This is a genomic window from Anaerophaga thermohalophila DSM 12881, from assembly GCF_000191885.1.
In the GTDB taxonomy this organism is placed as follows: domain Bacteria; phylum Bacteroidota; class Bacteroidia; order Bacteroidales; family Marinilabiliaceae; genus Anaerophaga; species Anaerophaga thermohalophila.
The window spans coordinates 14,084-40,819 of the sequence record NZ_AEWI01000028.1 but is presented as its reverse complement, the minus strand read 5'-3'; the positions used below and the strand labels follow the sequence as shown (position 1 = coordinate 40,819).

The following is a 26,736-nucleotide window of genomic DNA, read 5'->3' as shown; positions in this document are numbered from 1 at the left end:
CGTTGTCCCGGTAGGATACTATTGGAAGAACAATAGGTTTTATCAGGGCTATTGCCCTGTAAAACAATTATATAGAGCGACTTCGTGTCGCAATAACGGCCTCGGGTATGAAACGTAGGGCATTTCGGAGCTGTTTACTTATCCAAAGAGACAAAGCTTGCTACGAATCCCTAACTTGCGGAAACTACTGTCCGCCCTATGGTTTTATACCCATTGTTATGCGCTTTATTTTATTTTAATGATTAGCTTATTCAATTCTCCTTTGTCAATTATTCCGTTCAGGTTCTTATCAATTAGGAATGCTATATAAAACTCTGTCAATTCAGTATCAGTCATTTTGACTTCTTTATTGTCGTAGTATAGGGTATTGATTTCAAATTCAAGCTCGAATAGTCCGTCTGATTCTCTTAAAAGGGTTACTCTCTTGCTCTCTGAATTTTCGTATGGTGCATAGTGGTGCCCACTATTATTGAATATTAAGGCCTCGTACTTACCGCTTCTGCTCGGTGCCATCCCTGAGCCTGGTTCAAAGCAAGGCAAGTCTGACGTTGACAAACCTGATTCTATTTTATCAAATTCAGATTTATCAGTAAAAGCCGCAATTTGAGCTGAATAGAATTTCTTGTTCTCTGAATCGTACTTCTTATTGTAAAACCTTAATGAAAACTCTTTTCTGGCAATTTCAATCGTCATTATGGGCTTGTCGATATTGATTTCATTACCAGTTTGAAATACTATCAATTGTGTTTTGAAGCTTTCTTTATTTCCTTTTCCAATTTTTAGCGTCTTGCAGCCTTGTGTCAAACCGAAGAGAAGTATCAAAATAGAAATTAGTCTCAGTGTTTTCATTTTATTCATATTTCGCATAACGTTTCGCGTATATGACTTGTGGCGGTTTTCGAAGCACTTTTTTGTCGGCTTCCACCAAATTTACTGAAAAGCACAAAGCTTGCATTTACCACTTTTCCCGCCATAAGTTATATACGCTGTTATGCGCTGTTATTCAGTATTTTTAAGTGTTTTAGATTTTATGTCAAGTAGTATATATCTAATTAAATATGGTTCAGCTTGCGTAATCTTCTTAACATTTAAGAGATACTCATAACCTTCTTCAAAGTCAAATCCTTCAATTTCAACGATAGCCAACCAATTGTCTGTACCAGTCTTCTTTGTGTGTAAAGCATTATAAATCTTTGGTGAGGATTCTGTTCCTTCGTATTCACTTGGAAATTTAGGTGTAAACTTTACTGTTTTTGATGATACAAAGAGTTCAAAGTTTTCTTCACTATCTTCAGTAATAATTTTCTCCTTTGATAGCTGTTCTAAATAAACATACTTAATCGAAGAAACGTCTTGAGGTGGCTCGTGCATCCACACTTTTTTAGCCTTTAAGGTATATTTATATCCCCTTTCATAATCCAAATCCAAGTCTTCAAAAATAATATCAACTAGCATTCGTTTCTGATTGTCATCATTATCAGAAAAAATCAAAGGTTGAGTCCAAATATCACTCATAACACTTGCCCCAAATCCAGTCTCTGGGTAAATTGTTATTTCAACGATTTTTTCTTTATCATTTTCTTCATCTTTCAGACAACTAGAAAAAAAGAAGCAAAAAACAATGAAGGCAATAAATAAATTTAGCTTTCTCATTTCGTTTAAAATTTTAGTTATTACTAAATCATAGATGTTAAAATTTCGGATTAGTTGCGTCTCTCTCCTATAATGGCGCATAACGTTGACCTGTATGCGGTCGGCCGGGGCTTTCAAACCCCATAAGATTGTGTCAAGCCGTGAGCGGGTAGCAAGGAAAAACGATGCTTGCAATATGCTGTGGAGCCCCGGCTGGCGTATACAGATTGTTATGGGGCGTTATTATTCGAACTCTAATCTATTCAAATTATAAATACGTTTGGTTGTTTTATTTTCGTCTGTCTCAAAAATAATTTCAATACAGTCATTATCAATATAATGAACATTTTTTCTCCAAAACAACGATGATATTGACATGGAATAATCATTTAAAGGAAAGGGGCTTATTTCCTCAAGTTTATATGTCTTTCTTGCATTTCCTTTCTCGTCATAGACAACAAAAACATTTACTCCATATCCAGTCGAATACCAATTATCAAAGGTCGCAATTGAAGAACCATCATTTGCCACTATCGCATAAGTAGGACAAATATCATTTAATAATGTCCTTTCCCAAATTAAAACGCTATCAGTTGTTCCTTTTACCCTATATAACTCCCCTTTACATGGTATTAAAACAGTATCTTGGGCAGAAATGCTCTGCATAAACTTTTTCTTTTTCCGTAAAATCTTTTTGGTTTGGGGATGGTTGTTACTCTTGTAGTAATTCCATAGATAATACTTGTCAGAAGTCCGTTTAGGGGTAATAATTAATATAAATTCTTTATTATCTGAGTAATATGTCTTAACACTCGGATTAGCCCAAGTATCCGCTTTTGCAATCATTGAAACTAAAAGACCAAAAAGTATCAATAAATAAATCGGATGTCTTAAAAGTCGTTTCATTTTATCCTATTATTTTATGTAATCGGTTGTTTGTCAATTTGTCAGGGTTTTTGTAATGCCCCATAACGGCTGAGGCTAAAAGCTGGCGGGCATTTCGGAGCACTTCACTGTCAACCTGCGATAAAGTTTATTAGAGGTAATACCTTTCAAATTAGCACTTTTCGCCCGCTTGATTTTAGCCTTTGTTAGGTGTTCGTACTTTTGTGTTATAGCAGATATTTTAAATAAAACGAAATCTCTATCGGTTTTTTATTTCTCAATATAGTCAGTTTTACTTGTTTTCCTTCCTCCTTCATTTCATCTTTAAATTCTTGTTCGGATAAGTCTTTTACTTTTTTATTGTTGATTGAAACGATAGAGTCACCTAATCGAATACCGCTTTTATAGGCCTCAGATTGATAATAAATAGACATTACGGTGGCAATATCATTCTTTTTCATTGCATAAAAACCTGTTAAACTCGATTTGAACACCTTACCTGATTTTGAGTTTTCAATCAAATAAAGTTTTTGATTGTAATAGTCTATTGCATAGTTATATCTGTCTAAAACTTCATTTCCAATTAATCCATCATAATCAGTGTTTGAAAAAGCACCCAATGTATCCTCCGAGAAACTTATAATTGGATTGCTAATTAGACTATTACCTAATTTAAGTGAAGTAATACGAAAATCTCCTCCATTAAAATTTCCCCCTAATGCACCTCCAAACAAAATTGTATAATAAACAATATTTTGAGGTAAGATATTCTGTAATTTTAAAGAATTAAAATATGGGGTATTTAAAATAACGGCATCAGCACAACCTAAATCCATTAACAAATAAGCTGTAATAGCCTGATTATCTTTAATATTTAATTCCACGGGGAAATAAATTCTTTCGTCACTGTACTTAAATGGAATTATCGAATTATATTTCTTAGGATTTATCCCAGAATCAATTTTCAAAACCAATCGTTCATTATCAATAATTAGTATTTTGTTATTAATGAATTCGTTACCAATAATTCCTGCAATATTCTCTCCATTTATATCTGTTAGCTTCAAAATAGGAGAAACTGTAAAATTATGATTATAACTACCGACCATTACTCTAATCGTGTCTTTAATAAGTAAAACCTGCCTAAACCCTGTTGCGCCTGCACCACGCATTTTTGCAGTATCCAAGTTTGATTTAATTATTGAGCCATGTCGTTCAACAAATGCACTATCAAGATACAAGCCGCTTGCGCCAGTATCAAAAACAAATCGTCCTTTAATTGAGTCATTGATTATTGCGTAAATGTAAAAACTCCTGTCTTTTTCAAACTTCACTTCATTTTCCTGACTTATGCAAGAAAAAAATGTAAGCAAAACAAGCTGAATTAACAATAGTATTTTTTTCATATAAGTATTTTTTTTAATATGACACCTAACGTCCCCATAGCGTCATTGTTTTTATATCCCTTAAAAACACACTTAAAATATCATCGTAAGTTGCTGATTTAACGATATTATTGTTGTTTTTGCTATAAATCGTTATTTGCTATAAAAATCATTATACGGATGTTCGTTGATTTTTTCATTTTAACAAATATAATGAAAATTTCATATTTTCTGATTTCCGCAAAAGTTTTACAATTTAATGAAACGATTCATGGCTAAGTTTGTCACAACAAGAAATATGTATAAACACCATCTAACCTCTAATCATCTAAGAAACCAAAAACAGGGAACAGATTCTTCGTCGTTACCTCCTCAGAATGACAAGTGGCCCTCTGTCATTCTGAACGAAGTGAAGAATCTAAAAAAAGCAAACAGACTAAAATGTGATTTTTATTGTTGTTAATAAAAATAAAATAATCTATGTTCATCAGCGTCATCAGCGGTGAACTCTCAACCTCAACCTCTACCTAATCCAATGAATCAGAATATGTATAAGTTCTTGCATGCGAATTCCATCAGACCAATTACATAGATAAATTTTAAATTGATGAATGATGAAATTGATTTTGGTTTGCCTATAAATGATTGTTTTATGGATTGTTCCGACAATTGTATGGGGGATGGTTCCGCTGATTATTCCGCGGGATTATTCCGGGGGATTGTTCCGGGGGGATTATTCCGGGGGATTGTTCCGGGGGATTATTCCGGGGGATTATTCCGGGGGATTATTCCGGGGATTATTCCGGGGGATTATTCCGGGGGATTATTCCGGGGGATTGTTCCGGGGGATTGTTCCGGGGGATTGTTCCGGGGGATTGTTCCGGGGGATTGTTCCGGGGGATTATACCGGGGGATTATACCGGGGGATTGTTCCGGGGGATTGTTCCGGGGGATTGTTCCGGGGATTATTCCGGGGATTGTAGAGACGCACGGCCGTGCGTCTCTACGTGCGTTCTGTGCGTTCTGTGCGTTCTGTGCGAATTATTCGTTCTGTGCGTTCTGTGCGAATTATTCGTTCCGTGCGAATCATGGGAAATTATTCGTTCCGTTTTTTTCAATCCCATTTTTATCCAAAACAATAATGGCGTGCAAATGATTTGGCATGATGATATATTCATCCAACAACAATTCATTGCGAATTTTAAATGATTTATTCCATTCGTAGTCTATTGTCTATTTGAACCCCATCTACTGCCTCTTAAGTTTATCTCTGAACGCTTTTCTGAACTTGTCCATTTTGGGATTAATTACAACCTGGCAATAAGGCTGTGAAGGATTGTTTTCGAAATAATTCTGGTGATAGTCTTCAGCGATATAGAACGGGCCGGCAGGTACCAGTTCGGTTACAACAGGATTGTTGAAAACTTTCTTTTTTTCCAGCTCGGCAATTATCTGTTCGGCCGTTTTCTTCTGCTCCTCATCATGGTAAAAAATAACAGAACGGTATTGCGTTCCAACGTCGGCCCCCTGCCGGTTTAAGGTAGTGGGATCGTGAACCGAAAAAAAGATGGTGAGTATTTCTGCATAAGAAATTATTGCGGGATTAAAAAATATCCGCACCGCTTCGGCATGACCGGTAAGGCCGGAGCATACTGCACGATAAGTAGGATTGGCGGTTTTTCCGCCACTATACCCCGATTCAACTCTTTCAACACCTCTTACTTCTTTAAAAACAGCTTCAATACACCAAAAACAGCCGCCTCCAAGTGTGGCAACCTTTTGCAAATCAGACTTCCCGGTTTGTGCCATAACAGGATATACAATTAATAATGATAAAAAAATAATACGAATCTGTCTCATAATTAAATTAACAACTGCACTTATACGAATGTTGAGTAAAATTTCGATGAACCTCACCAAAAGAGCATCTTTGTTGGCAGACTCAATTTTGTTTTTAATTTTTTGAATCGTCATTAACAACTGATTAACTCCGGTACAAAAATTAAAGAAGCCTTGATTTTGAAAAACATACGCTTTTTATGTTGCACTCATCTCAATCATCTCCCCTTCTGCATCAAAAAGCCTATCTTTGCAAAAAAAATTTGACAAATCAATATCATATAACCGACTGGTTGCCCACTTCTGCGAAAGAAGTGAAAGAGCATGGCTGGAACCAACTGGATGTCATACTATTTTCGGGAGATGCTTACATTGATCATCCCTCGTTTGGAGCTGCTGTGATCGGCAGGGTACTGCTTGATATCGGACTCCGGGTAGCCATAGTTCCACAGCCCAACTGGAGAGACGATCTGCGTGATTTCAGAAAACTGGGCAGACCCAACCTGTTTTTTTGTGTCACCGCCGGTAACATGGACTCCATGGTAAATCATTACACGGCCGGTAAACGACTGAGATCAAACGATGCCTATACCCCGGGAGGTAAGGCAGGTTTCAGACCCGACTATGCATCGGTGGTTTATACCGGAATATTGAAGGAAATCTATCCCGACGTTCCGGTTATCCTGGGTGGAATTGAGGCCTCCATGCGACGTTTTACCCATTACGATTACTGGAGCGATCAATTAAAACCCAACATCTTATCATGGTCGGGCGCCGACATGATAATCTACGGGATGGGCGAACATCCTCTGAAAAATCTGGTATCCCTTCTTGAAAAAGGGGTCCCCTTCCGGAATCTGACAACACTGCCTCAAACGGCAATATTGCTGGATAAAAATAAAAAACTTCCCAAAAACAAGAGATGGACTGACATTGAACTTTACGCCCACGACGAATGCCTGAACAGCAAAGAAAAGTATGCTTTGAATTTCAGACACATCGAAGAAGAGTCCAATAAAATGTATCCTGCCAGGCTTCATCAGATTACAGGAAACCAAAGAATTGTTGTGAATCCGCCTCTCCCTCCGTTATCTGAAAAGGAGACCGACTATGCCTTTGATCTTCCTTACACACGTCTTCCGCATCCAAGATATAAAAGCAAAGGAGACATTCCGGCTTTCGGGATGATCAAACACTCGGTAAACCTTCACAGAGGTTGTTTCGGAGGATGTAGTTTTTGTACCATTTCGGCCCATCAGGGAAAATTCATTGCCTCACGTTCCGAAAAATCAATTCTTGCCGAAGTAGAAAAAATTACGAAAACCGATGGGTTCAAAGGATATCTTTCCGACCTGGGCGGGCCGAGTGCCAACATGTACAAAATGCAAGGTTTCGATTTATCCGTTTGTGAAAAATGCAAACGTCCCTCCTGTATTTTCCCGGCTGTTTGCACCAATTTAAATACATCGCATCAGCCAATGATTGAAATCTATCATAAAGTTGATACAACCGAAGGTATCAAAAAATCATTCATCGGAAGTGGAATCCGTTACGATATTCTGCTTGATCCAAAAGCAGGAGATGAAGCAAAAAGAAGTCATCAAAAATATATTGAAGAAATCATTACCCGTCATGTTTCGGGTCGGTTAAAGGTTGCTCCCGAACATACATCAGACCGTGTCCTGCGTAATATGCGCAAACCTTCGTTTAAGCTGTTCCGGAAATTCAACGACATCTTTAACCGGATAAACAAAAAGCACGGTCTTCACCAGCAGCTCGTTCCCTATTTCATTTCGGGGCATCCCGGCTGCGAAGAAAAAGACATGGCAGAACTTGCTGCAGAAACCAAAAACCTGAATTTTACACTGGAACAGGTACAGGATTTTACCCCAACCCCGATGACTCTTGCAACAGTTATGTACTATAGTGGCCTCAATCCGTATGGTTTAAAGAAAATTTATGTGCCGCGCTCAAAAGAAGAAAAACAGACTCAACGGCGATATTTTTTCTGGTATCAGCCCCAAAAAAGAGATCAACTGAAGGCACGAATAAAAAAGGCCGGATGGACTGACATTTACAACACCCTGTTTGGAAACGATGCCGGAAATATAACAAAACGGAACAAGATAAAATAGGGGTTGGGTTTTTTGATCTAAACATCAATCAGGCTGAAGGCAGATTTGGAAACCTTTGAGACTCGACATTACAAATATCAAATGAGCCCGGTTTAAAAAGCATCTTTGTTGCCAAACTCGTTGTTGTTTTAAATTTTTGCATTCTCATTAACAGCAAGTTAACTCCAGTACAAAAATTTAAAACGCCTGGATTTTGACAAAAATATGCTTTTTATACTGCACTCATCAGGCCAATAAAGTTCTCCGATGACTTGTTCTTCAATCCGGTTATGGAAGAAGAAAAAATACGCACCGATCGCGGCGGCAAGGGTAACTGAATTACTGCGTGTCTATAAAGTCAGAAAAAGTTGTAACAAATCATGTGTCTGTTCAGAAAGTGCAAGTTGCAAGGCTTGCGAAGCCGCCAAAAACGGAGTTCACTCTTCGTAAATGAGTATTTTGGCGGCAAGCGTAACGCAGCAAATGGTATTTTATGGACAGGCACGAATTACTAAGGCGTGTTTTCGGAGATTCATGATCCAAATAAACGACCCTGCCACGTATTTCTTTGTTTCATTCTTTTCCGAACCATTTCAACCAGTTGAAAGTTTTTCAGGCCCCATTTGGGCGCTATCAAAAGATCGAAAGGAGCCTGACTTGCCAGTCTTTCCATTACAATTGCCGGATTTAAGCGTTCCAAAAAGGCAATAACCAGATCAATGTACTCATCGACATCGAAAACCCTGAATTTTTCGGTATTTTTAAGATATTGGTGCCCCAGAACTGAACCCCGGACATATTGAAGCTGATGCAGTTTCAAATAGTTTAACGGCAGATGCGACAAGATTTTGGCATGTTCCAGTATCATCTCGTTGGTTTCATCCGGTAACCCCAGAATGAGGTGACCCCCGACAGGAATTCCGGCATTGCAGAGTCGTTCTATGGTTTCCTTTGTTTCCTGAAAAGTATGACCGCGATTGACTTTTTTAAGTGTTTCCTCATTTGTGGACTCTATCCCCAGTTCAACAACAATGTAGTACTGCTCCTGAAGTTCTTGAAAATACTCAATCAGATCATCAGGAATGCAGTCGGGACGAGTTCCCACGACCATACCTTTTATTCGCGGGTGTGACAGTGCTTCTTCATAAAGCGTTTTCAACCACGTCAATGTATCGTAGGTATTTGTATAAGCCTGAAAATAAGCAAGGTAATATTGGTCTGGATATCGCTCAGTGAAAAATGAAATCCCCTCATCAAGTTGTTCTGTGATGCTCAGACCCGGTTTACAGTATCCGGGATTGAAAGTATCGTTATTGCAAAAAGTACACCCCCCTCTCCCTTTTGTTCCGTCGCGGTTGGGGCATGTAAACCCGGCATTGAGAGATAATTTTTGCACTCTCCGGTTAAATTTACGCCGGGTGTAATTGCTGTAATCGTTGATTGGATTGTCGTGTCCCCAGGAAAATGCTTTTTCGGGCATGTTTTTTTTTGCAAAGATAAAACATTCGCAGAACTCATCTCTTTTTCATTAGCAGGGCAGCGATATGTTCAAGGGAGACGATCTTATCAACCGTTCCAGGTTTTATGAAATGATTAACACCCAGAGCAACCTTGCATGGTTATCCTCCACTGCTACTGCCAGCATTCCATACCCTGAATGGTTGTCCTTTGTTTGTACAGACAAATTCTGATAATACAACATCGGTCATAATCTGAAAATGTACAGGTTCAAAAAAATGATACACGCTAAGCGGTAATGAAAATTATCGAATGTTGATGATTTGACTCACCGGCCTGCCTGTTTTACACCAATATACCGGGATATTTTATCAACCAAAACCCGGCGGTCAAAAGGCCTGGACACAAAATCATCACAGTTTGCTTCGAGCAATTTATTGCGGTCAAAAGTAATACCGGAGGCAACCTGTGCAAGGATAGGAATATCGGGATATATGCTTTTAATCTGTTTTGCAGCTGTAATGCCATCCACATCCGGCATTTTCAGATTCATCAGAACAAGATCAATTTTGCTTTTGTTACGGCATATCTCAATGGCCTGATTTCCAGTGGACGCCTTTAAAATACTGATTATTTCTTCACCAAACTCCCTTATGAGGATTTCGCGAAGTAACATAAAATTTACCTCATCACTCTCAACAATGAGAATGCAAAATTTATTTCTGAACTTTTCCCCCACCACTGCAGTACTTTCATTGGTTACCAGCGAGTCAATATCACTGTGATCGGGCCAAAGGTCAAAATAGAACACAGAACCTTTGCCGGGTTCAGAATCAACATGAATCTGGCTTCCCATCTTTTCTATGATGCGGGAGGCTATTGTCAGTCCAAGTCCATTTCCGCCAAAAGCTCTGGTAGCTCCCATGTCGAGCTGATAAAACGGTTGAAAAATGAGGTTGTACATATCCGGTTGAATTCCGATGCCGGTATCTTCTACAAAAAAGCGAACGGCTCCGCCAATTTGGTGGCAGCCGAATTTAATATGTCCTTCTTTTGTGAATTTTACAGCATTGGAAAGGAGCTTTTCGAGAACCTGCCTCAGGTGCAACGAATCGACAGATATGGTGGCCTGTTGAAGAGATTCATCAACAAAGGGCAACTCAAGCTTTACAGAAGGAACCGTTTGTTTTTTGAAAGTTTCATGAAGTCCAAGCAGAAACCCTTTCAGCCTTATAGGGCTGCTTTTAAGTGTCAGATTACCTGTTTCAAGCTTACTGATATCAACAATATCGTCGACCACGCTAAGCAACCGATGGGTTGATTCAATAACTATGGACAGGTAGTATTCCTTTTTCTCGTCGCTCGTCTCCGGCATTTTTGCCAATTCCGAAAAGCCGAGAATAGCATTCATCGGGGTTCGTATTTCGTGCGACATGTTTTGCAAAAAAGCTGATTTCAGAATTTCACTTTCACGGGCCTTTTCACGGGCTTCAATTATTTCCTGCTCAAATTTTTTCTTTTCAGTTATATCCTGTTTTATTCCGACAAAATGGGTTATTTCTCCCCGAGGATTAACGATGGGTGCAATTGTGGCCCATTCGAAATAAAGCTCGCCGTCTTTTTTCTTATTGATGAATTCACCCCGCCAAATATTTCCCGATTTGATCGTGTTCCATAACTCTTCATAATCTCCTTCAGGCACAAGACCTGATTTTAAAATATTGGGATTCTTTCCGTCTATTTCTTTCCGGCTATAACCGGTAAGCTCACTAAAGGCGGGATTAATATATTCGACAGTTCCTTTGGTATCGGTAATTACAATGGAAACCGGGCTTTGTTCTACTGCCCTCAAAAGTTTCCGGATATCTTCTTTAGCCTTGCTGTAAGACAATACATTTTCATTAACACCAACAAACGGTTGATTGAAGGCAGATGAACCGGACTCTGAAAACCAGCAAACCACGAAGTCGTTTTCAACTCTCCGGGCAGTTATCAGCATCTGTCTGCCAACTTCAGCGAAATAGTATTCTTCCATTACTTCGGTTTCGGAATGCCACAAACCGGATAAAAACGAATGCCAGTTGAACCGCACTTCATCTTCTTCTTTAACAACGTGAGGTGGTTTTCCGAACATTTTTCTGTAGGCAGCGTTGCATTCTTCACATTCGAAAACCAAAGGCCGGCTTTCAGTGTTTAACCTGGCTCTGAACAGCATACAAGGCTGCGGATTATTTTCGAAAATGACTTTGTAAAGTGGCATCCTTTCCTTTCCCTTCATGTTGATATCTGTAAATAATAAAGGTCAAATCAGCTTGAATTATACGGGTGCATACTAAATTGGTTACGGTCAGAAATGAATTCATTTATAATAATTTTTAACAATATAATTAACAAATTGAGATAAACATTACATTTTGAGGGGATATTCTTCTGTTAGATAAAAGTAACCGGCAGGCAGAAGGCAGAGAGTAAGGAGCATAGGGCATGGGGCCAGTGGTTGAACCCTTTCGGTGGTCGGTGAACCTAAAAGTGGCAGAAGAGGGTGGAAAGGTAAAAGAATAGAAGGGAGAAATTTGTCATGGTCGATCCTTCTTTATTTCAAAATCATCAGCATCCCTCCAGGCAGGAAATTTTTCTCTGAAATTCCGGAGTTTTGTCAGATCAATATCCGCATAAATAACAAAGGTATTAGCTTCTGAAGCATGGCTCACGAGCTCGCCTTTGGGAGAAAAAACCACTGAACCGCCTGAATAGGTAACCCGTGGATCTTCGCCAATGCGGTTAACCCCCACAACATAACACTGGTTTTCAATGGCGCGTGCCTTCAGGAGTGTTATCCATGCATCCTGGCGAACAGCCGGCCAATTAGCCACGTAAACCAGCAAATCATAATCGTTGCGGTTTCGGCTCCAAACAGGAAAGCGCAAATCGTAGCAAACCTGTGGAAGAATCCGCCAGTCAGCATAGTTAAATATTTTCCGTTCGTTCCCGGGTAAATAATGGTACTGCTCCTCTCCCATCCTGAAGAGATGGCGCTTGTCGTAAAAGTCGATACCGCCATCGGGCCTGGCAAAGCAGAAACGATTAAAAAAACCCTTCCCGGCACTGGTTACAGAACTGCCGCCAATGGCCATTCCATACTTTACAGACATCTTCTTTAACCACTCCGGAACGTTTTTCAGTTCCTGTTCATCCAGTTTTTCGGGATGCATGGTAAAACCAGTCGAAAACATTTCGGGCAGGAAAATCATTTTGCAATCGGGAGAGACGGCATCGAACAAAAATTCAAAGTGATCAAGATTGTCCCGGATGTTCTCCCAGTGTAAAACAGTTTCGATAAGTGCAATTCTCATTGATACAATTCCTCCAGCCATTTTTCCAATATATCACGAATATCACTATTCTTTTTCCCATGATGATTAACCATAACCGCAAAAACCAGCGGACTTTTGTTTTCCTGAAGAATATAACCCGCATACCCCAACACATCTTTCATAGAGCCGCTTTTGCCGTAGACAGCCCCTGCCAAATGAGATTTGCGCCACATATATTTTAAAGTTCCGGAACGACCGCTAACAGAAAGTGAATTTTTATAGGTCGCGAAAAGCGTTTCTTCTTCATAGATTTTTGTCAACATTTCAACCAGGAAAGCCGGCGACAAAGTGCTAAAAGGGGCAAGCCCGCTACCGTCATTGAGGCCCAGGTAGTAGTAGTCACCGGTTTTTTCTTTCCAATAATCCCTGATTACCCGGATACCCCTGTCCCATTCGGATTCTCTGGTATTGTTTTCAGATTTTCCCAATGCAATCAACAAATGGTCGGCTGCCAGGTTAAGACTGTGCCGATTGACTTCCATGATTATTTCTGACAAGGGAGGAGATTCAATTTGACCGATTAATTGTGCATTATCTCTCCACTCAGCATTGCCGGCTTTAACAATGTCAATTCCATTATTTCCCGGCAGGAGTCCGGCCACTTCCGACGCAAATGTAAGACCAGGCTCGGGTAAAGCCCCTTTGATCTCAAACCGGTCACGTCCGGCAGGAATTGAACCGCGTATTTCCCACTCATCGAGTCCCGGAAGACCGTAAATATACGCGCTGTCGCGGTTATGTGAAGCCGATAATACCCTGCAGTTGAATGTCAGATCAGAAGTATAAGGAACGACAGAAACGACACGGCACGTTTCGCCAACTTCTTCAGGTGATTGCAATACCAAAGCAAAAGAATTGTCGCGCCACGATAAAGCAGCAGGCGGAGCACCATAATAATTTCCCATGTCTTCCCAAAGTCGTTGTGAGGGGAATCGGGAACCTTGCAAATAGCTTTCGTCAACAACGATCCTGCCATTAATCCGTTCTATCCCCTTCTTTTTCAGGAATTCATCAACATTCACCAGAACAGAATCGGGAGACTGACCGGGAAAATAATGTGACCCGAGTGTAGGGTCACCGCCTCCTTCTATAATCAAATCGCCATTTAATATGCCATTGGTAATTTCTCCCGAAATCCGGAATTGAGTGGTGAACTTATAGTTTTTGCCCAAAACATCGAGGGCAGTGGCCGTGGTTACCAGTTTCATCAAGCTGGCAGTTATGAGGTTTTCATTCGGATTCTGTTTGAAGATAACCCTGCCGGTATTTAAATCTTTCACAAGGGCCGAAACCGAGGCATGCTGCGGGACACCTTGCAATGACTGAGACCGGGATGTCAAACTGAAAAGGGGAAATATCAATAAACAAAAAAGTAAACCCCTCCGTCTATTCTTCAATTCCGTATTGTTCATCAAGCTTTTTCTTTTCCTGTATGCGAACTGCCAGTTGGGTATAATACTGAACAGAAATATCTTTCTCCTTTTGCGAAACCGACAACGCTCCCAGTTCCTGATAAGCTTCCATCGAACGATAAGCCCAGGCGGCCGCTTCACGAAACTCTCCAAGTACTTCCTTCCCGAGGGCCAGGTTAAAAGCTGCTCTGGCTCTTTGTTTGTCCGACCCGTTCTCGTAAACATAATAACAAATTCTGTTGGCCTCTTCCCATTTTCCCCCGGCAATTAACTCCGAAGCTCTGGAAAACAAAGGATGTCCGTGTGTATAGTACCGTCTGATTTCGTTTTTCCATCCCGGCGCAACGTAATCGGCATATTCTTCGCCTGCATGCTGAGCAGCCATCTCCAGTGCTTTTCTGATAGGCGGAAGCTTATTGGCAACCTCCATCAAAGAAGCGCCTGCGCCTTCCCAGAAAATAGTATCCCGCAGGAAATGGACATCCATGATTTCTCCGGTTAATCCATTATGTATTCTCCAATAAGAATTGCTGCGCGCATCCAGGGTAGAATAATAAAAATCCGGTGTATCGGTAATACGAAGCGTTGTTCCGTAATCGAAATAATCAAGGGATATCACGGCCTGTGCATTATAATGCCGGAGCAGTGAGTCAATTTCGAATGATGACAAGGGAGATAAAAGATTTTCCCTTGCCGGATTCTTAAAGGAACCTTTAGCAACATGTACCGAATCAAAAAATTGTTTGCTTTCCAATGTCCCGGAAAAGGACTCAACGACTCTTTTTCCGAAATCTTCAACCCGGATTGTGTCAATCGAATAGTTACGATCGGGCAGAATAATCTTATGAACCGCACTATCTGAACTGATAAAGGGTCTTGCATTGTCAACAACCACAACGGAAGCGATCTCGACAGGTATTTCTATATCAGCAGGCTTGAGTACATCCAATTCAATGGTTGAATAAGATGCACAACCACTAAAAAATACAATAAGGATAATACCAAATATCCATTTCTTGACTCGGTACATGAATAAAAGATTTATAAGGCCCTCTTCAAAATTTCCACCACATCATCGACATCGAGGCGTTTAAAACTACCTATTTTACCAAAGATGCATGCTTTTTTGGCCATTTCTTCAAAATGATCGCCGGGGATATCAACATCAGAAAGACTGGCCGGCATATCAAGCGAATTAAAGAAATTACGGACGGCCTCAATGCCTTTCTCTGCGGCAGTCATATCATCGGCCTCATTTATATTCCAGACATTTCGTGCCATTTGGGCAAACTTTGGTGCGGTTTTCTCATCCAGGACATAGCGCATCCAAACGGGATGGATAATTGCCAGTCCGGCACCATGTGTCAGGTCGTAAATGGCGCTTACTTCATGCTCAATTCCGTGGGTAGCCCAGTCGCCCATTGATTTCCCGGTAAGGGTCAGGCCATTCAGGGCCAGACTTCCAGCCCACAGCAAGTTGGCACGAGCTTCGTAATTTTCAGGTTCTTCAAGAGCAACCGGACCGTACTTGATACAGGTTTTCAGAATTGACTCGGCAATGGAATCCTGCAGAAAAGTCCCCTCGCCGGGTGCAAAATAATTTTCAAAAATATGGCTCATGATATCTACTGTACCTGCAGCAGTATGGTAACGGTTTACAGTGAAGGTATAGGTCGGATCAAGAACAGAAAATACGGGCCGCAGCAAATCGCTCCCCATTCCCCTCTTTTCCTGTGTTTCCTCATTGGTAATCACGGCATTCCCGTTCATTTCGGAACCTGTAGCCGCAAGTGTGAGGACAGTGCCCAAAGGCAAAGGATTGGTGACTTTGGCCTTTTGCATGGGAAAATCCCAGGCGTCTCCCTCATAATTCACTCCGGCAGCAATGGCCTTGGCAGCATCAATTACGCTCCCACCACCAATGGGAAGAACAAAATCGAGATTGTGTTCACGGCAAAGTCGTATGCCCTCTCGCACCGAAGTTATCCGTGGATTGGGCTGAATACCGCTCAACTCGACAAAAAACAGATCATTATTACGGAGCTGTTCCACAACCTGATCATAAAGTCCGGTTTTTTTCACCGAACCTCCGCCATAAGCCAGGAGCACCCTGGAACCATACTGTTTAATCTCCTGTCCCAATTCATTTACTTTGTTTTTGCCAAACAGGATCTTTGTTGGTAAATGAAAATTGAAGTTCTCCATAATTTTTTTTTTTGATACAATGAAATTACACAATAGATCGATAACAGATCGATAGATTTTTAGATGTAAGATGATTCATACAACCTTGATATACTGTATTTTAATACACAAACCTCATTAAACACGAACAATTGATTTGCAGCATATTACAAAAGTTTAGCGAACTATGGCGCCTATATACCGCATTTTTCTTCACAGGATGTATCAATCTGACACCATTCATCCGTGTAAAATTTATTTATTATGGTCGGATAGAACTCGAATGCAAGAACTTATACATATTCTTTTGTGGTCATCTTTGCCATGCCCGTTTCATCTGATTATAAATGTGGCTGCTGCAAAATACCTGCCAAGCTCGTTTCATTTTAAACAACAAAAGGTGCCTTCGGTTGAAAGCACCTCCTAATATAACAAAAAACGGTTTTTTTCAGGTATTCATTCCACCACAAACATGGATCACCTGTCCCGTAACATACGAGGAAAGATCTGAAGCGAGGAATACACAAGTATTGGCAACATCTTCAGGTGTACCGCCACGTTTTAGAGGAATTTTACTTTCCCAGTCTTTTCTGACCTCATCGGGCAAAACACCTGTCATCTCGGTAATAATGAATCCAGGAGCAACGGCGTTACTGCGAATGCCTCTCGAGCCCAGTTCCTTAGCAATTGATTTGGTAAAACCAATCAAGCCGGCTTTTGAAGCACTATAGTTGGCCTGACCGGCATTTCCACTGACACCCACCACCGAACTCATATTAATAATAGAACCTGAACGCTGTTTAAGCATTGTCTTCTGAACGGCTTTTGTAAAATTGAAAGCCGATTTCAGATTGACTGTAATAACGGCATCCCACTGTTCTTCTGTCATTCGCATCAGCAAGGTATCTTTGGTAATACCTGCATTGTTAACCAGGATATCCACCTGTCCGAAATCCTTAACAATCTCTTCAACCACCTGTTGGGTTTCATCGAATTTTGCAGCATTGGAAGCATAGGCTTTAACTTTTACACCCAATCCGGCCACTTCTTTCTCTGTTGCCCTGGCTGCATCGTTGTATTCAAGATCGGTAAAAGCGATGTTACACCCCTCGGCGGCAAAGCGTAAAGCTATAGCCTTACCGATACCCCGGGCAGCCCCGGTTACAATTGCAGTTTTTCCTTCTAATAACTTCATTTCAAAATTTGGTTTATGTTTCCCAATAATTTAATGAATCAATTTTTGGAGCGTAAAGATGTTAAAAGTTTTGTAAATATGAGCGTTTTTACCTCTTTTAATTTTGTTGCCACATCATCACGATAATCTTTCGTCTAACGCGACAAGGGCTTCGGAAGCCTTTGCCACGAGGTGAACATCCACTATCGAACCGGTAAAGCCAGACGGTTTGGGATTGATCTCGATAATTGAGGCGCCGTTTCTTTTGGCTTCCCACGGTATCATGGCCGCCGGCATAACTTCACCTGTACTTCCTATCACTAAACAGACCTCTGCTTTTCGCGCTGCTTCCAGGCTTCCCGCGTAGGCCCCGGATGGAATGGCCTCTCCGAAAAAGATAAAGGCGGGTTTTACAAGACCGCCACATTCAGGACACGTGACGGGTAACTTTTCAAAATCTGCTTCGGATGCAGGAAACCGATGAGAACAGACGGTACATTCCATAGTCTGTGCATTCCCGTGGAATTCATAAACGGTTTTGCTGCCCCCCGCCTGATGCAGGTTGTCAATATTCTGGGTTATTACACACTTGAGCAGTCCCTTTTGCTCCCATTTTCCCAGCACTTTATGCGCATCGTTGGGCTGTGCCTTACCGAAGTAATCATAAAATATTTCACGAATTACCTTCCATGAATCCAGCGGGTTGGAATGAAAATAATCCAGGTCAAGTACCTGGGGATCGTACTTCGACCAGATACCGTTTTCGCCACGAAAAGGGGGAACACCACTCTCCACCGAAATGCCGGCACCGGTAAAAGCGATGGTGTACTCCGATTGGCGTAAAAGACTGACTGCTTTATCTATTTGAGCCTCTCTCATAAAAAAATAAGTTTGCTCTAAAATACAATAAAGCTGTTAAAAGACAATAGTCAGTTAAAAAAGCCTAAACGCAGAGACGCAATGACGCAATTATGAGAGGTTGAGGCTGAGGCTGAGATTGAGGCAAAGATTGAGGTTGAGAATGAGGTTGAGGTTGAGAATGCACCACGGAGAATCAGGCAGAAGTTTAACAGGCAGAAGGCAGAAGTTATAAATTTTAGAAACGCAGGAGGCCTCTTTTGTCATTCTGAGGAGGAACGACGAAGAATCTCTTCAATTATCAATTACCAATTATTAGTTGACAAAACACGAAATCCGAAACCCGGATTGAGGTTGAGGCTGAGGCTGAGGTTGAGGCTGAGGCTGAGGCTGAGGTTGAGGTTGAGGCTGAGGTTGAGGTTGAGGCTGAGATTGAGATTGAGAATGCACCACGGAGAATCAGGCAGAAGTTTGACAGGCAGAAGGCAGAAGTTATAAATTTTAGAAACGCAGGAGGCCTCTTTTGTCATTCTGAGGAGGAACGACGAAGAATCTCTTCAATTATCAATTACCAATTATTAGTTGACAAAACACGAAATCCGAAACCCGGATTGAGGTTGAGGCTGAGGCTGAGGTTGAAATGGGAGGAGCTACATATTATTTTGAAATGCCGGTAAAATTTTCCATGCAAAAGCCGCAAAACATTATCACCCAAAGGAAGCAAAGACTATAAATTGTTAACCACTCTGAGGAGATTACCTCGCGGATATCGGGTGAAATAAAAAATTATTTCAATGCACGCTTCATAGTGGCACCAATTTCGGCGGGCGATTCAACCACATGGATACCACACTCACGCATTACTTTCATTTTTGCAGCAGCAGTATCGTCTTTTCCGCCAATAATGGCCCCGGCATGCCCCATTCTACGACCTTTGGGCGCAGTTTGTCCGGCAATAAACCCGACTACAGGTTTCGAGCCATGGTCTTTGATCCACCGGGCTGCTTCAGTTTCCATATCGCCGCCTATTTCACCAATGATTACAATGCCTTCGGTATCATTATCCGCCATCAGCAATTGAACGGCTTCAAGGGTGGAAGTACCAATAACCGGGTCGCCGCCAATACCGATACAGGTGCTCTGTCCCAATCCCAGCTTGGTCAGCTGGTCAACAGCCTCGTAAGTCAACGTGCCGGAGCGACTTACAACACCTATGCTTCCTTCTTTGTGGATAAATCCGGGCATAATTCCTGCTTTGGCCTTGCCGGGTGAAATTACTCCGGGACAGTTGGGGCCAATCAATCTGCTTTTTCGCGATGCCAAATAATGCTTTACTTTAATCATGTCGGAAGTAGGTATCCCTTCACTAATCGTAACAATCAGCTGAATACCGGCATCGGCTGCTTCCATTATGGCATCGGCTGCAAACCGGGGTGGCACAAAAATAACCGATGTGTCGGCTTCAGTGGCTTCAACAGCATCGGCAACAGTATTAAAAACAGGCAATCCCAGATGAGTGGTTCCTCCTTTTCCCGGGGTAACACCTCCAACAACCGGGGTACCGTAATCTATCATCTGGCCGGCATGAAACGTTCCTTCTTTGCCGGTAAAGCCTTGTACAATGATTTTCGAGTTTTGGTCAATCAATACGCTCATAGATACTATTTTAAAAAATCTGAATCCAATACAAAAAATATTTCAATAATGTTTAATTAACATCCGAAAAGGGGAAAGGGTTTAATTTTGTGTAAGTAATAACGAAAAAACCCAAATTACTGATGAAATGGCAATCTTTAAAAATCAAGCACAAACTATTCCTTGGCTTTGGAATTGTTCTTATGGTTACAATAATCTTCGGCGGTATTCTGTTGACCGGATTATTTGCAATAAACAAATCATCACGTGCTCTTTATCACGAAAATATCCCTGCCCTGTCGAAAACCTACAAATTACAAAATCATTGGCAACAGGCTATTTTTAATCTTAGAAGTTTTTCGTCCCTGAAACAGGAACAATTTTTCGTTATGGCCAACCACCACATCGAAGAAGCAGAAAAGGTGCTTCAATCCATCACGTCGGAAGTAAAATCGTCGGGCTGGCAAACCATTGAGGATGAATTAGCCCTGTTTAAAACTCAGGCTGAAAAATCGTTTAAGTCAGCTTTGGCCGTAGAACGTTCTTATGAAATTCTTGATTCGGCCCAGCAAAAACTTCAGAAGTTATCGGATAATTATCTTCATCTTCAATACCAAAAGCTCAAACAAGATGTAGATAAGGGCGCTGCCAAATACATTATTAAACGACGCGCCGATAAAATAGACCTGATGAATGAAATTGTCAACACGGCCGAAAATCTGAAAATAGCAGTCGGCGAAACCAATTTTAAAAATGATCCGGAATTATTGAACAATTTATCTCCATCTTTTGATATAATACGAAGGAATGTCCATACCATATTGCCCATGACTACCAAACAATATGATATTGTCGCGCTCAACGAAATACTGGAACAAAACAAAATATGCAAATCGGCTTTGGATACTCTGAAAAGTAACTGGAAAATCTACAACCAGCTCAATAATCATGATTTCCTGGAAAGAGGACTGTCATTAACCATGGACATGGCCGAAAAACAAGAAGATTATCTTATCAGCAGCGCACGAAATAATTTACAACATGCTACTAATGCCCGCAATACATGGTGGTGGAGCTTGTCATTATCACTGATTGCAGGGATTATTCTGGCATGGCGCATCAGCCGTTCTCTTTCCGATCCGCTTCTTGAACTAACAAACCTTGCAGAATTACAGGGAAATGGTGTTCTGATTTCTATCCCGGATTCCGACAGAAAAGATGAAATCGGGCTTCTTATGCGTTCGATGAAATCACAGCAAGAGCAAACAAAAACCATGGTAAAAGCTTTAACCGGACTTGGTAATTCATTGAATGACCTGATGCAGCGGTTAAAAAAACGGGCCGAAAACCTCATGCAATATACTGCATCACAGGCCTCTTCAACCGAAGAAATTACAGCTTCTGTCGAAGAAATTCAAGCTCTCACCGAAAACAGCAGTTCACAAACCCAAAGTGCAACAACAAAACTAAAAACGGCAAAAGCAGAGGTCGACCAATACATCAATCAAAATAAAGAAGCCATCGGACTCATGCAGTCAATCATTAATCGTTCCAACATAATTTCAGAGCTGGCATCACAAACTTATATTCTTTCACTCAACGCATCAATAGAAGCTTCGCGAGACAATAATGCCAGCAACAGAGGTTTTGCCACCATCGCCAGGTCCATGCGCGAACTGGCCGAAAGGGTCAAAGCAGCTTCGGATGAACTAAATAGTATCTCAGGAAAAGGAAGAGAAAGCTCGGATGAAGCCATTCACAATCTCGACAGTATCAAAGAGATAATCAGCTACAACACGGAGGTACTCCAAAATCAGGTCGAAATGATTTTGCAGCAATCTTCTGAAATGAGTCAGATATCAAGTGCCATACAACATCTGAACAGTGAAACCCAAAACACTTCACAAATGGCAGAAATGTTGAATGCTGAAGCTGAACGGATGCATATTCATAGTGAAGAATTGTCTGAATTGCTCTCTTTTTACAAAGACGAAGAGCAGGATACCGGAAAACTGCCTAAGGTAAAACAATGGGAATGGGCTGAGCTCCTCTCCCGCGAAGAAGATGAAGAATCCGTGCAACAGGAAGAAACTATAATAACTCAGCAATAGTTTTCACCCAGTCGTCGTTCAGATTAAGGCAGGGAACGTGCCGGAATGTTTCTCCGCCGGCTTTTAAAAATGTTTCCCTGCCTTCCATGCGAATTTCCTCAAGAGTCTCCAGACAATCGCTTACAAAAGCGGGAGTAACTACCAAGAGGTTCTTTATGCCCTTTTCGGGAAGTTGTGCCAGTACACCGGCGGTTGCAGGACCTAACCACTTATCGTTGCCAAGACGCGACTGAAAAGATATACTGTATTTTTCAGAGGGAATATCCAGATTTTCTGCAACCAGACGAGTGGTTTCGAACACCTGATGCCGGTAACAGAACCGATGCGCTTCGGACGGTAGCCGGCAGCAATCGTCCCGCTTAAGACAGTGATTTCCGGTAGGATCACTTTTCAGAATTTGTCGCTCAGGAACACCATGATAACTAAACAGGATATGATCATATTTCTTACCGGTAAACGGCCTTATTGAATTACTCAAAGACTGAATATAAGAAGGATGATTGTAGTAGGGTTCAATCACTTTCAGATTGAACGAATAATTCCCCTGCTCCCATAATTTTCTCACATGCTCCACAGCCGTTTCGTAACTACTCATTGCATAATGGGGATAAAGCGGAAACAATACTACTTCATCGATTCCGGGATTTTCTTCACGAATCTTCTTCAAAGCCCGTTGAGGAGTCGGGTTCCCATACCGCATGCACATATACACGGGTAGTTTGGTTTCGGCGGCTACTTTGTCAACCAGCTTTTGTGTCAACACAATTAACGGAGAACCTTCTTCCGTCCAGATGCTTTTGTATTTCTTTGCACTACGAGGCGCCCGAAAAGGCGCAATTATACCATTTACCAATAAGCAGCGGGAGAAAAAAGGAATGTCGATAACCCGTCCGTCCATTAAAAACTCCCGCAGATATCTTCGCACATCGCTTACGTCAGTAGAGTCGGGCGATCCAAGATTGGCAAGAAGAACAGCTTTTTTGGTCATAAACAGAATTATTTGAACGTTTGTGGCGAACTAATCAAGAAACCTGTCCAATGCCTCCAACCGTTTTAACAGAGGTGGATGCGAATAATTAAAAAACACATACCACGGATGCGGAGTGGGATTACTAAGTGCGTTGGCCGAAATTTTCTTAAGGGCCGATTGCAGTGCCCGGGCATCGGCATATTTCGCGGCAAAAGCATCGGCCTGATATTCGTTACGGCGCGAAAAGATGGTCATCCCCAATCCCAGGATTTCACTCACAGGACTGTACAAGATAGCAAACCCAATCAGTCCGATATGGAAAACGGGCGCATCAACACCTAATGCCCGCGAAAGAGACGGTTCGCTGACAAACCAGCCTAAAAGAAACAGTGTTAGTCCGGTTTGTAAAACACTCAAAACAGTGCTCCAAATGATGTGTCTGAGTCTGAAATGTCCGATTTCATGGGCAAGTACAGCAACGATTTCACGGGTTTCAAGATCATTGATAAGGGTGTCGAACAGAACAATTCGCTTGTTTTTACCAAAGCCGCTAAAAAATGCGTTGGCCTTGGTAGATCGTTTGGAACTATCCATCACGTAAACATTTTCGAGCGTAAAACCGGCCCTTTTGCTCATCGCTTCAATGGCAGTTCTCAGCTCTCCTTCTTCAAGCGGGGTTTGCTTGTTGAAAAGCGGGAGTATCAGTGTTGTATAAAACTTGCTGAAAAAGATCATGAACAACGAGAGGCCCGCCCATGCATATAACCAGAACCAACGGCCGGCAAACTCATAAAACCAGACAACCAGCCCCAACAATACGCCTCCTATTATGGCGCCCAGTAATAATCCTTTGATCTGATCAAGAACAAATGTTTTTGGTGTTGTTTTATTGAACCCAAACCGTTCTTCAATAACAAAAGTTTGATATACAGAAAAAGGCAAGCTAATGATGAATGAAGCCAATCCCATGACCCCGAAAAAGAATAACGGACGCCACAACCAATGAACGGTAAATTGCTGCACCATTCCATCAACCCAGGCAAAGCCGTGATACCACAAAAACACAAGTAAAATAACCAGACTGAATGTAGAAGATATTTCCCCGAACCGGTGGTTAATTTTACGGTATTGCTTTTGCTTCTCAAATTTTTCCTGAGGGTAAACATCGGCCAGTCTTTCGGGAACTTTATGAGCCCAACTTCTCCGGTTCAGCTCTTCAAGTATCCAGCTCCAAACGGCATCGGCCAGCAAAATAGCTATAATGATGTAAAATAGTGTTGTATGCATTTTTTCAATGTTCAATTATATGAGCAAATCAGGTTAAGACTGAGGTTGAGGTTGAGGTTGAGAATTCACCACAGATTTGATTTGGATCATTGTTCAATTAACCTAACGACCCAACCAGCCATCACTGCTCCATCCCAAACTGTGGTGTGACGACAGAAGATGCAAACTTAATCCATAAGCTGTTTATAACCAAAAAAAGATGCTTTTAAAAAAAGTGTCGCCACCCGGGTGCATGGTTATACATCCTCAGAGTGACGACAACAGGGTCAAAAAAGGGGGGCCGGTAAATCAGTTTGAGTAGACCGGTATATAACTCAGTTGCTTAATATCATCAAGCGAAGAATAATCGTATTGATACAATCCATCCTCTCCGATCAGAAGCAAGACATTCCCCAAAGGGATGACATCAAAAGCATCTATTCCTTTGTAATGAGCAATCATATTCTTATCGATGCCAAAAGGATCCGAAGTATTGAAAATTTTCAAACCGTCCTTGCCATCGCAAACAAAGAGCACTTCATCATCAATGCCCAGGCCATAGGGTTCTGTCATGAGATAGGATTCCAGCAGTTCCGGTGCTTCTATTACGGATATATCAATTACATTCAACTGGCTTTCAATGGCGCCACACAAATTCCCGCTGCGCAATGTAACGTAAGCATAATCACCTTCCACCACCACAGGGTCGCAGGCGGTAGCATGCCTGAATTGTGAAATAAACTGCGGATTTGACGGGTCCGAATTATTGATGACGTGAATACCCTTTTGATATTCATTGATGAAGATAAAATCGTCTTTAAAATAAATTTTACCGGGTTGTTTTATGACTTCGGCGCTTTTTACTGAAAAAGAGGTTCTGAGATCGGTGTAGCTGAGATAAACCGGAGTATTAACAACATAGGTTTCTTCCACCTTATCGCTACATGAAAAATGACTGAACGCAAGGCTCATCAGTACGATGGTGAATAATGTTTTGTCTCGTATGGAAAGCTCATAGGCTCGGAGAGTGATGAAGAACCATACGTTAACTCATTTCATATTGAGCAAAATTACCGGTTTAATAAGTACCTCACTGTGGGGTTAATAACCGGGGTCGACTGGTTTGATGTTACATTGGTCCCCGTAGGACCCGATATTAAGCTGATACATCAATTAAAGAAGACCGCTTTTTACGCAGGTGGTGCTGTAGGCCATTCATTTCCACTTGAAAATATGGAGCTTGAAAATATTAACGTTCTTGATACGAAAGGCGGCCCGTTTGTAAATGCGCATCTGGGTTACATGCTTTCTACCGGCAGAAAAATCAATTTTTATGTAGCCGTAGGTTACCGTTATCAGTCATTTTCCTTTATACGTGAAGATTTTTTCCTGTCCGAAGTAGAACGTAAAATAACCTACAACCGCTTCTCTGCAAGGATTGGAGTGAAGCTGTTTTAACCTTTTAAGCAGACAACTGTTAAAAACCGTGTGCGCTAGAAAATCCACATGGTTTTAATACGGTTCCGGTTTATTGTTTTGTTACCGGTCCTCTTTTAATGGCTTTGTTAACGTAATACAGTCCGGCAATGATGAAAGGAATGCTAAGAATTTGTCCCATATTCAATAACATGCCTTCTTCAAAGGCTTCCTGATTCTCTTTCATAAATTCAATAATGAACCGGGCGGTAAAAATTCCAAGCAGGAAAATACCAAATAAAAGTCCCTGGCGCAATCGCGCATTGGTTCGCCAGTAAAGAAACAACAGGTATATAAAAACCACGAGGTATGACAGGGCTTCATATATCTGAGTGGGATGACGAGGCATCTCAGGATTATCCACGGCAGCCCGGAGAAACCGAAACCCCCACGGAACATCGGTGACACGCCCCACTATTTCCGAATTCATCAGATTCCCCAACCGAATAAAAACAGCTGCCAGTGCCACGGGAACAACCAGCCGGTCGAGTACCCACAGCATCGGTTTTTTGGTTACCTTTTTTGAATACAACCAAATGGCTATCAATATCCCAATTGCACCGCCGTGACTGGCCAGCCCGCCATGCCAAATCGCAAATATTTCGCCCGGATGCTGAGAATAATAGTCCCAGCCGTAAAAAATAACATGCCCCAGTCGTGCCCCGATTACCGTGGCAACAACCACGTAAATAAACAATTTGTCCAGCCACTGTTCGGGCACTTGTTCACGCTTGAACATACGTTCCATAATATAATAACCGATCAAAAACGCGATGGCAAAAAAGAGACCGTAATACCTTACCGACAAAGGCCCGAGAGAAAATATCTCGGGGTCGGGATTCCATGTAATGTAGTTAAGTATGAACATACCGGACAGATTGTTAGATTGTTAGATTGTTATAATGTTAGGGGTGTTAGGGGTGTTAGGTTGTTGTTTAATGGCGGCCCTGGCTGTCGTATTAA

General features: G+C 41.5%; 22 protein-coding genes. 4 read left to right on the top strand and 18 right to left on the bottom strand.

Going from position 1 to position 26,736, the window contains the following annotated elements:
* Nucleotides 1–225 precede the first annotated feature (225 nt).
* The 4 genes from ATH1_RS0109860 to ATH1_RS0109845 form a co-directional block, all read right to left on the bottom strand.
* A complete protein-coding gene (locus ATH1_RS0109860) occupies nt 226–849 on the bottom strand; it encodes a hypothetical protein (RefSeq protein ID WP_139035344.1) in 624 nt (207 codons plus the stop codon).
* A gap of 150 nt (nt 850–999) precedes the next feature.
* Nucleotides 1,000–1,653, bottom strand: coding sequence for a DUF4377 domain-containing protein (locus ATH1_RS0109855; protein WP_010420890.1), 654 nt, complete (start codon nt 1,651–1,653; stop codon nt 1,000–1,002).
* A gap of 222 nt (nt 1,654–1,875) precedes the next feature.
* Nucleotides 1,876–2,538, bottom strand: a complete 663-nt coding sequence (locus ATH1_RS0109850; RefSeq protein ID WP_010420887.1) for a hypothetical protein — start codon at nt 2,536–2,538, stop codon at nt 1,876–1,878.
* A 206-nt stretch (nt 2,539–2,744) separates the two neighbouring features.
* Nucleotides 2,745–3,923: a PDZ domain-containing protein gene (locus ATH1_RS0109845; RefSeq protein WP_010420885.1), complete on the bottom strand. Its 1,179-nt coding sequence runs from the start codon at nt 3,921–3,923 to the stop codon at nt 2,745–2,747.
* A gap of 659 nt (nt 3,924–4,582) precedes the next feature.
* On the opposite strand from ATH1_RS0109845, the gene ATH1_RS0109840 reads away from it, so the two are divergent.
* Nucleotides 4,583–4,885 (top strand): hypothetical protein, encoded by a 303-nt coding sequence (locus ATH1_RS0109840; RefSeq protein ID WP_162096785.1) that lies wholly within the window; start codon nt 4,583–4,585, stop codon nt 4,883–4,885.
* 265 nt (nt 4,886–5,150) lie between these two features.
* Here ATH1_RS0109840 and msrA read toward each other — a convergent pair whose 3' ends face one another.
* The gene (gene msrA, locus ATH1_RS0109835; RefSeq protein ID WP_010420879.1) at nt 5,151–5,876 is read right to left on the bottom strand and encodes a peptide-methionine (S)-S-oxide reductase MsrA; all 726 of its coding nucleotides are present in this window, start codon (nt 5,874–5,876) and stop codon (nt 5,151–5,153) included.
* Nucleotides 5,877–6,004: 128 nt separating this feature from the next.
* Between msrA and ATH1_RS0109830 the strand changes: the two genes are divergently transcribed.
* A complete protein-coding gene (locus tag ATH1_RS0109830) occupies nt 6,005–7,876 on the top strand; it encodes a YgiQ family radical SAM protein (RefSeq protein WP_044115148.1) in 1,872 nt (623 codons plus the stop codon).
* Nucleotides 7,877–8,387: 511 nt separating this feature from the next.
* On the opposite strand, the gene mnmL is transcribed toward ATH1_RS0109830, so the two are convergent.
* From mnmL to sucD, 9 genes are all read right to left on the bottom strand, one after another.
* On the bottom strand, nt 8,388–9,335 hold the full coding sequence (gene mnmL, locus ATH1_RS0109825; RefSeq protein ID WP_010420872.1) for a tRNA modification radical SAM protein MnmL/YtqA: 948 nt from the start codon (nt 9,333–9,335) through the stop codon (nt 8,388–8,390).
* Nucleotides 9,336–9,641: 306 nt separating this feature from the next.
* Nucleotides 9,642–11,591, bottom strand: a complete 1,950-nt coding sequence (locus ATH1_RS0109815; RefSeq protein ID WP_010420870.1) for an ATP-binding protein — start codon at nt 11,589–11,591, stop codon at nt 9,642–9,644.
* A gap of 298 nt (nt 11,592–11,889) precedes the next feature.
* Nucleotides 11,890–12,687 carry an amidohydrolase gene (locus ATH1_RS0109810; RefSeq protein WP_029164064.1) on the bottom strand — a complete coding sequence of 266 codons (798 nt, stop codon included), beginning with the start codon at nt 12,685–12,687 and terminating at the stop codon, nt 11,890–11,892.
* Nucleotides 12,663–14,099: a D-alanyl-D-alanine carboxypeptidase/D-alanyl-D-alanine endopeptidase gene (gene dacB, locus ATH1_RS0109805; protein ID WP_010420864.1), complete on the bottom strand. Its 1,437-nt coding sequence runs from the start codon at nt 14,097–14,099 to the stop codon at nt 12,663–12,665. The genes ATH1_RS0109810 and dacB overlap by 25 nt, the downstream gene beginning before the upstream one ends.
* Complete coding sequence (locus tag ATH1_RS0109800; RefSeq protein ID WP_010420860.1) at nt 14,074–15,129, bottom strand: DUF6340 family protein; 1,056 nt, start codon at nt 15,127–15,129, stop codon at nt 14,074–14,076. The genes dacB and ATH1_RS0109800 overlap by 26 nt, the downstream gene beginning before the upstream one ends.
* 11 nt (nt 15,130–15,140) lie before the next feature.
* Complete coding sequence (locus ATH1_RS0109795) at nt 15,141–16,304, bottom strand: iron-containing alcohol dehydrogenase (protein ID WP_010420857.1); 1,164 nt, start codon at nt 16,302–16,304, stop codon at nt 15,141–15,143.
* A gap of 427 nt (nt 16,305–16,731) precedes the next feature.
* Nucleotides 16,732–17,478 (bottom strand): 3-oxoacyl-[acyl-carrier-protein] reductase, encoded by a 747-nt coding sequence (fabG, locus tag ATH1_RS0109790; protein WP_010420855.1) that lies wholly within the window; start codon nt 17,476–17,478, stop codon nt 16,732–16,734.
* Between the two features lie 117 nt (nt 17,479–17,595).
* Nucleotides 17,596–18,336: an SIR2 family NAD-dependent protein deacylase gene (locus ATH1_RS0109780; protein WP_010420849.1), complete on the bottom strand. Its 741-nt coding sequence runs from the start codon at nt 18,334–18,336 to the stop codon at nt 17,596–17,598.
* Nucleotides 18,337–19,101: 765 nt separating this feature from the next.
* Complete coding sequence (gene sucD / locus ATH1_RS0109775; protein ID WP_010420846.1) at nt 19,102–19,971, bottom strand: succinate--CoA ligase subunit alpha; 870 nt, start codon at nt 19,969–19,971, stop codon at nt 19,102–19,104.
* Nucleotides 19,972–20,093: 122 nt separating this feature from the next.
* On the opposite strand from sucD, the gene ATH1_RS0109770 reads away from it, so the two are divergent.
* Nucleotides 20,094–22,061, top strand: a complete 1,968-nt coding sequence (locus ATH1_RS0109770) for a methyl-accepting chemotaxis protein (RefSeq protein WP_010420843.1) — start codon at nt 20,094–20,096, stop codon at nt 22,059–22,061.
* Here the strand turns inward: ATH1_RS0109770 and hemH are convergent.
* From hemH to ATH1_RS0109750, 3 genes are all read right to left on the bottom strand, one after another.
* The gene (hemH, locus tag ATH1_RS0109765) at nt 22,042–23,049 is read right to left on the bottom strand and encodes a ferrochelatase (RefSeq protein ID WP_010420840.1); all 1,008 of its coding nucleotides are present in this window, start codon (nt 23,047–23,049) and stop codon (nt 22,042–22,044) included. The two genes, ATH1_RS0109770 and hemH, sit on opposite strands and share 20 nt — an antisense overlap.
* A 30-nt stretch (nt 23,050–23,079) precedes the next feature.
* Nucleotides 23,080–24,318, bottom strand: a complete 1,239-nt coding sequence (locus ATH1_RS0109760; protein WP_010420839.1) for a M48 family metallopeptidase — start codon at nt 24,316–24,318, stop codon at nt 23,080–23,082.
* A gap of 288 nt (nt 24,319–24,606) precedes the next feature.
* Nucleotides 24,607–25,269, bottom strand: coding sequence for an LVIVD repeat-containing protein (locus ATH1_RS0109750; RefSeq protein ID WP_010420833.1), 663 nt, complete (start codon nt 25,267–25,269; stop codon nt 24,607–24,609).
* A 123-nt stretch (nt 25,270–25,392) separates the two neighbouring features.
* Between ATH1_RS0109750 and ATH1_RS0109745 the strand changes: the two genes are divergently transcribed.
* Nucleotides 25,393–25,755 carry a hypothetical protein gene (locus ATH1_RS0109745; protein ID WP_010420832.1) on the top strand — a complete coding sequence of 121 codons (363 nt, stop codon included), beginning with the start codon at nt 25,393–25,395 and terminating at the stop codon, nt 25,753–25,755.
* Nucleotides 25,756–25,825: 70 nt separating this feature from the next.
* On the opposite strand, the gene lgt is transcribed toward ATH1_RS0109745, so the two are convergent.
* Nucleotides 25,826–26,641, bottom strand: coding sequence for a prolipoprotein diacylglyceryl transferase (gene lgt / locus ATH1_RS0109740; RefSeq protein ID WP_010420829.1), 816 nt, complete (start codon nt 26,639–26,641; stop codon nt 25,826–25,828).
* Nucleotides 26,642–26,736: the final 95 nt, after the last annotated feature.

Bases quoted from the DNA above. Each gene is read 5' to 3' on its own strand.
- ATH1_RS0109815 (WP_010420870.1), bottom strand. From the start codon at position 11,591: ATGAAGGGAAAGGAAAGGATGCCACTTTACAAAGTCATTTTCGAAAAT.
- ATH1_RS0109845 (WP_010420885.1), bottom strand. From the start codon at position 3,923: ATGAAAAAAATACTATTGTTAATTCAGCTTGTTTTGCTTACATTTTTT.
- dacB (WP_010420864.1), bottom strand. From the start codon at position 14,099: ATGAACAATACGGAATTGAAGAATAGACGGAGGGGTTTACTTTTTTGT.
- ATH1_RS0109855 (WP_010420890.1), bottom strand. From the start codon at position 1,653: ATGAGAAAGCTAAATTTATTTATTGCCTTCATTGTTTTTTGCTTCTTT.
- ATH1_RS0109795 (WP_010420857.1), bottom strand. From the start codon at position 16,304: ATGGAGAACTTCAATTTTCATTTACCAACAAAGATCCTGTTTGGCAAA.
- ATH1_RS0109770 (WP_010420843.1), top strand. From the start codon at position 20,094: ATGAAATGGCAATCTTTAAAAATCAAGCACAAACTATTCCTTGGCTTT.
- ATH1_RS0109840 (WP_162096785.1), top strand. From the start codon at position 4,583: ATGGTTCCGCTGATTATTCCGCGGGATTATTCCGGGGGATTGTTCCGG.
- mnmL (WP_010420872.1), bottom strand. From the start codon at position 9,335: ATGCCCGAAAAAGCATTTTCCTGGGGACACGACAATCCAATCAACGAT.
- ATH1_RS0109750 (WP_010420833.1), bottom strand. From the start codon at position 25,269: ATGAGCCTTGCGTTCAGTCATTTTTCATGTAGCGATAAGGTGGAAGAA.
- ATH1_RS0109800 (WP_010420860.1), bottom strand. From the start codon at position 15,129: ATGTACCGAGTCAAGAAATGGATATTTGGTATTATCCTTATTGTATTT.
- ATH1_RS0109810 (WP_029164064.1), bottom strand. From the start codon at position 12,687: ATGGCTGGAGGAATTGTATCAATGAGAATTGCACTTATCGAAACTGTT.
- sucD (WP_010420846.1), bottom strand. From the start codon at position 19,971: ATGAGCGTATTGATTGACCAAAACTCGAAAATCATTGTACAAGGCTTT.
- msrA (WP_010420879.1), bottom strand. From the start codon at position 5,876: ATGACGATTCAAAAAATTAAAAACAAAATTGAGTCTGCCAACAAAGAT.
- fabG (WP_010420855.1), bottom strand. From the start codon at position 17,478: ATGAAGTTATTAGAAGGAAAAACTGCAATTGTAACCGGGGCTGCCCGG.
- ATH1_RS0109760 (WP_010420839.1), bottom strand. From the start codon at position 24,318: ATGCATACAACACTATTTTACATCATTATAGCTATTTTGCTGGCCGAT.
- ATH1_RS0109860 (WP_139035344.1), bottom strand. From the start codon at position 849: ATGAAAACACTGAGACTAATTTCTATTTTGATACTTCTCTTCGGTTTG.
- lgt (WP_010420829.1), bottom strand. From the start codon at position 26,641: ATGTTCATACTTAACTACATTACATGGAATCCCGACCCCGAGATATTT.
- ATH1_RS0109850 (WP_010420887.1), bottom strand. From the start codon at position 2,538: ATGAAACGACTTTTAAGACATCCGATTTATTTATTGATACTTTTTGGT.
- ATH1_RS0109780 (WP_010420849.1), bottom strand. From the start codon at position 18,336: ATGAGAGAGGCTCAAATAGATAAAGCAGTCAGTCTTTTACGCCAATCG.
- hemH (WP_010420840.1), bottom strand. From the start codon at position 23,049: ATGACCAAAAAAGCTGTTCTTCTTGCCAATCTTGGATCGCCCGACTCT.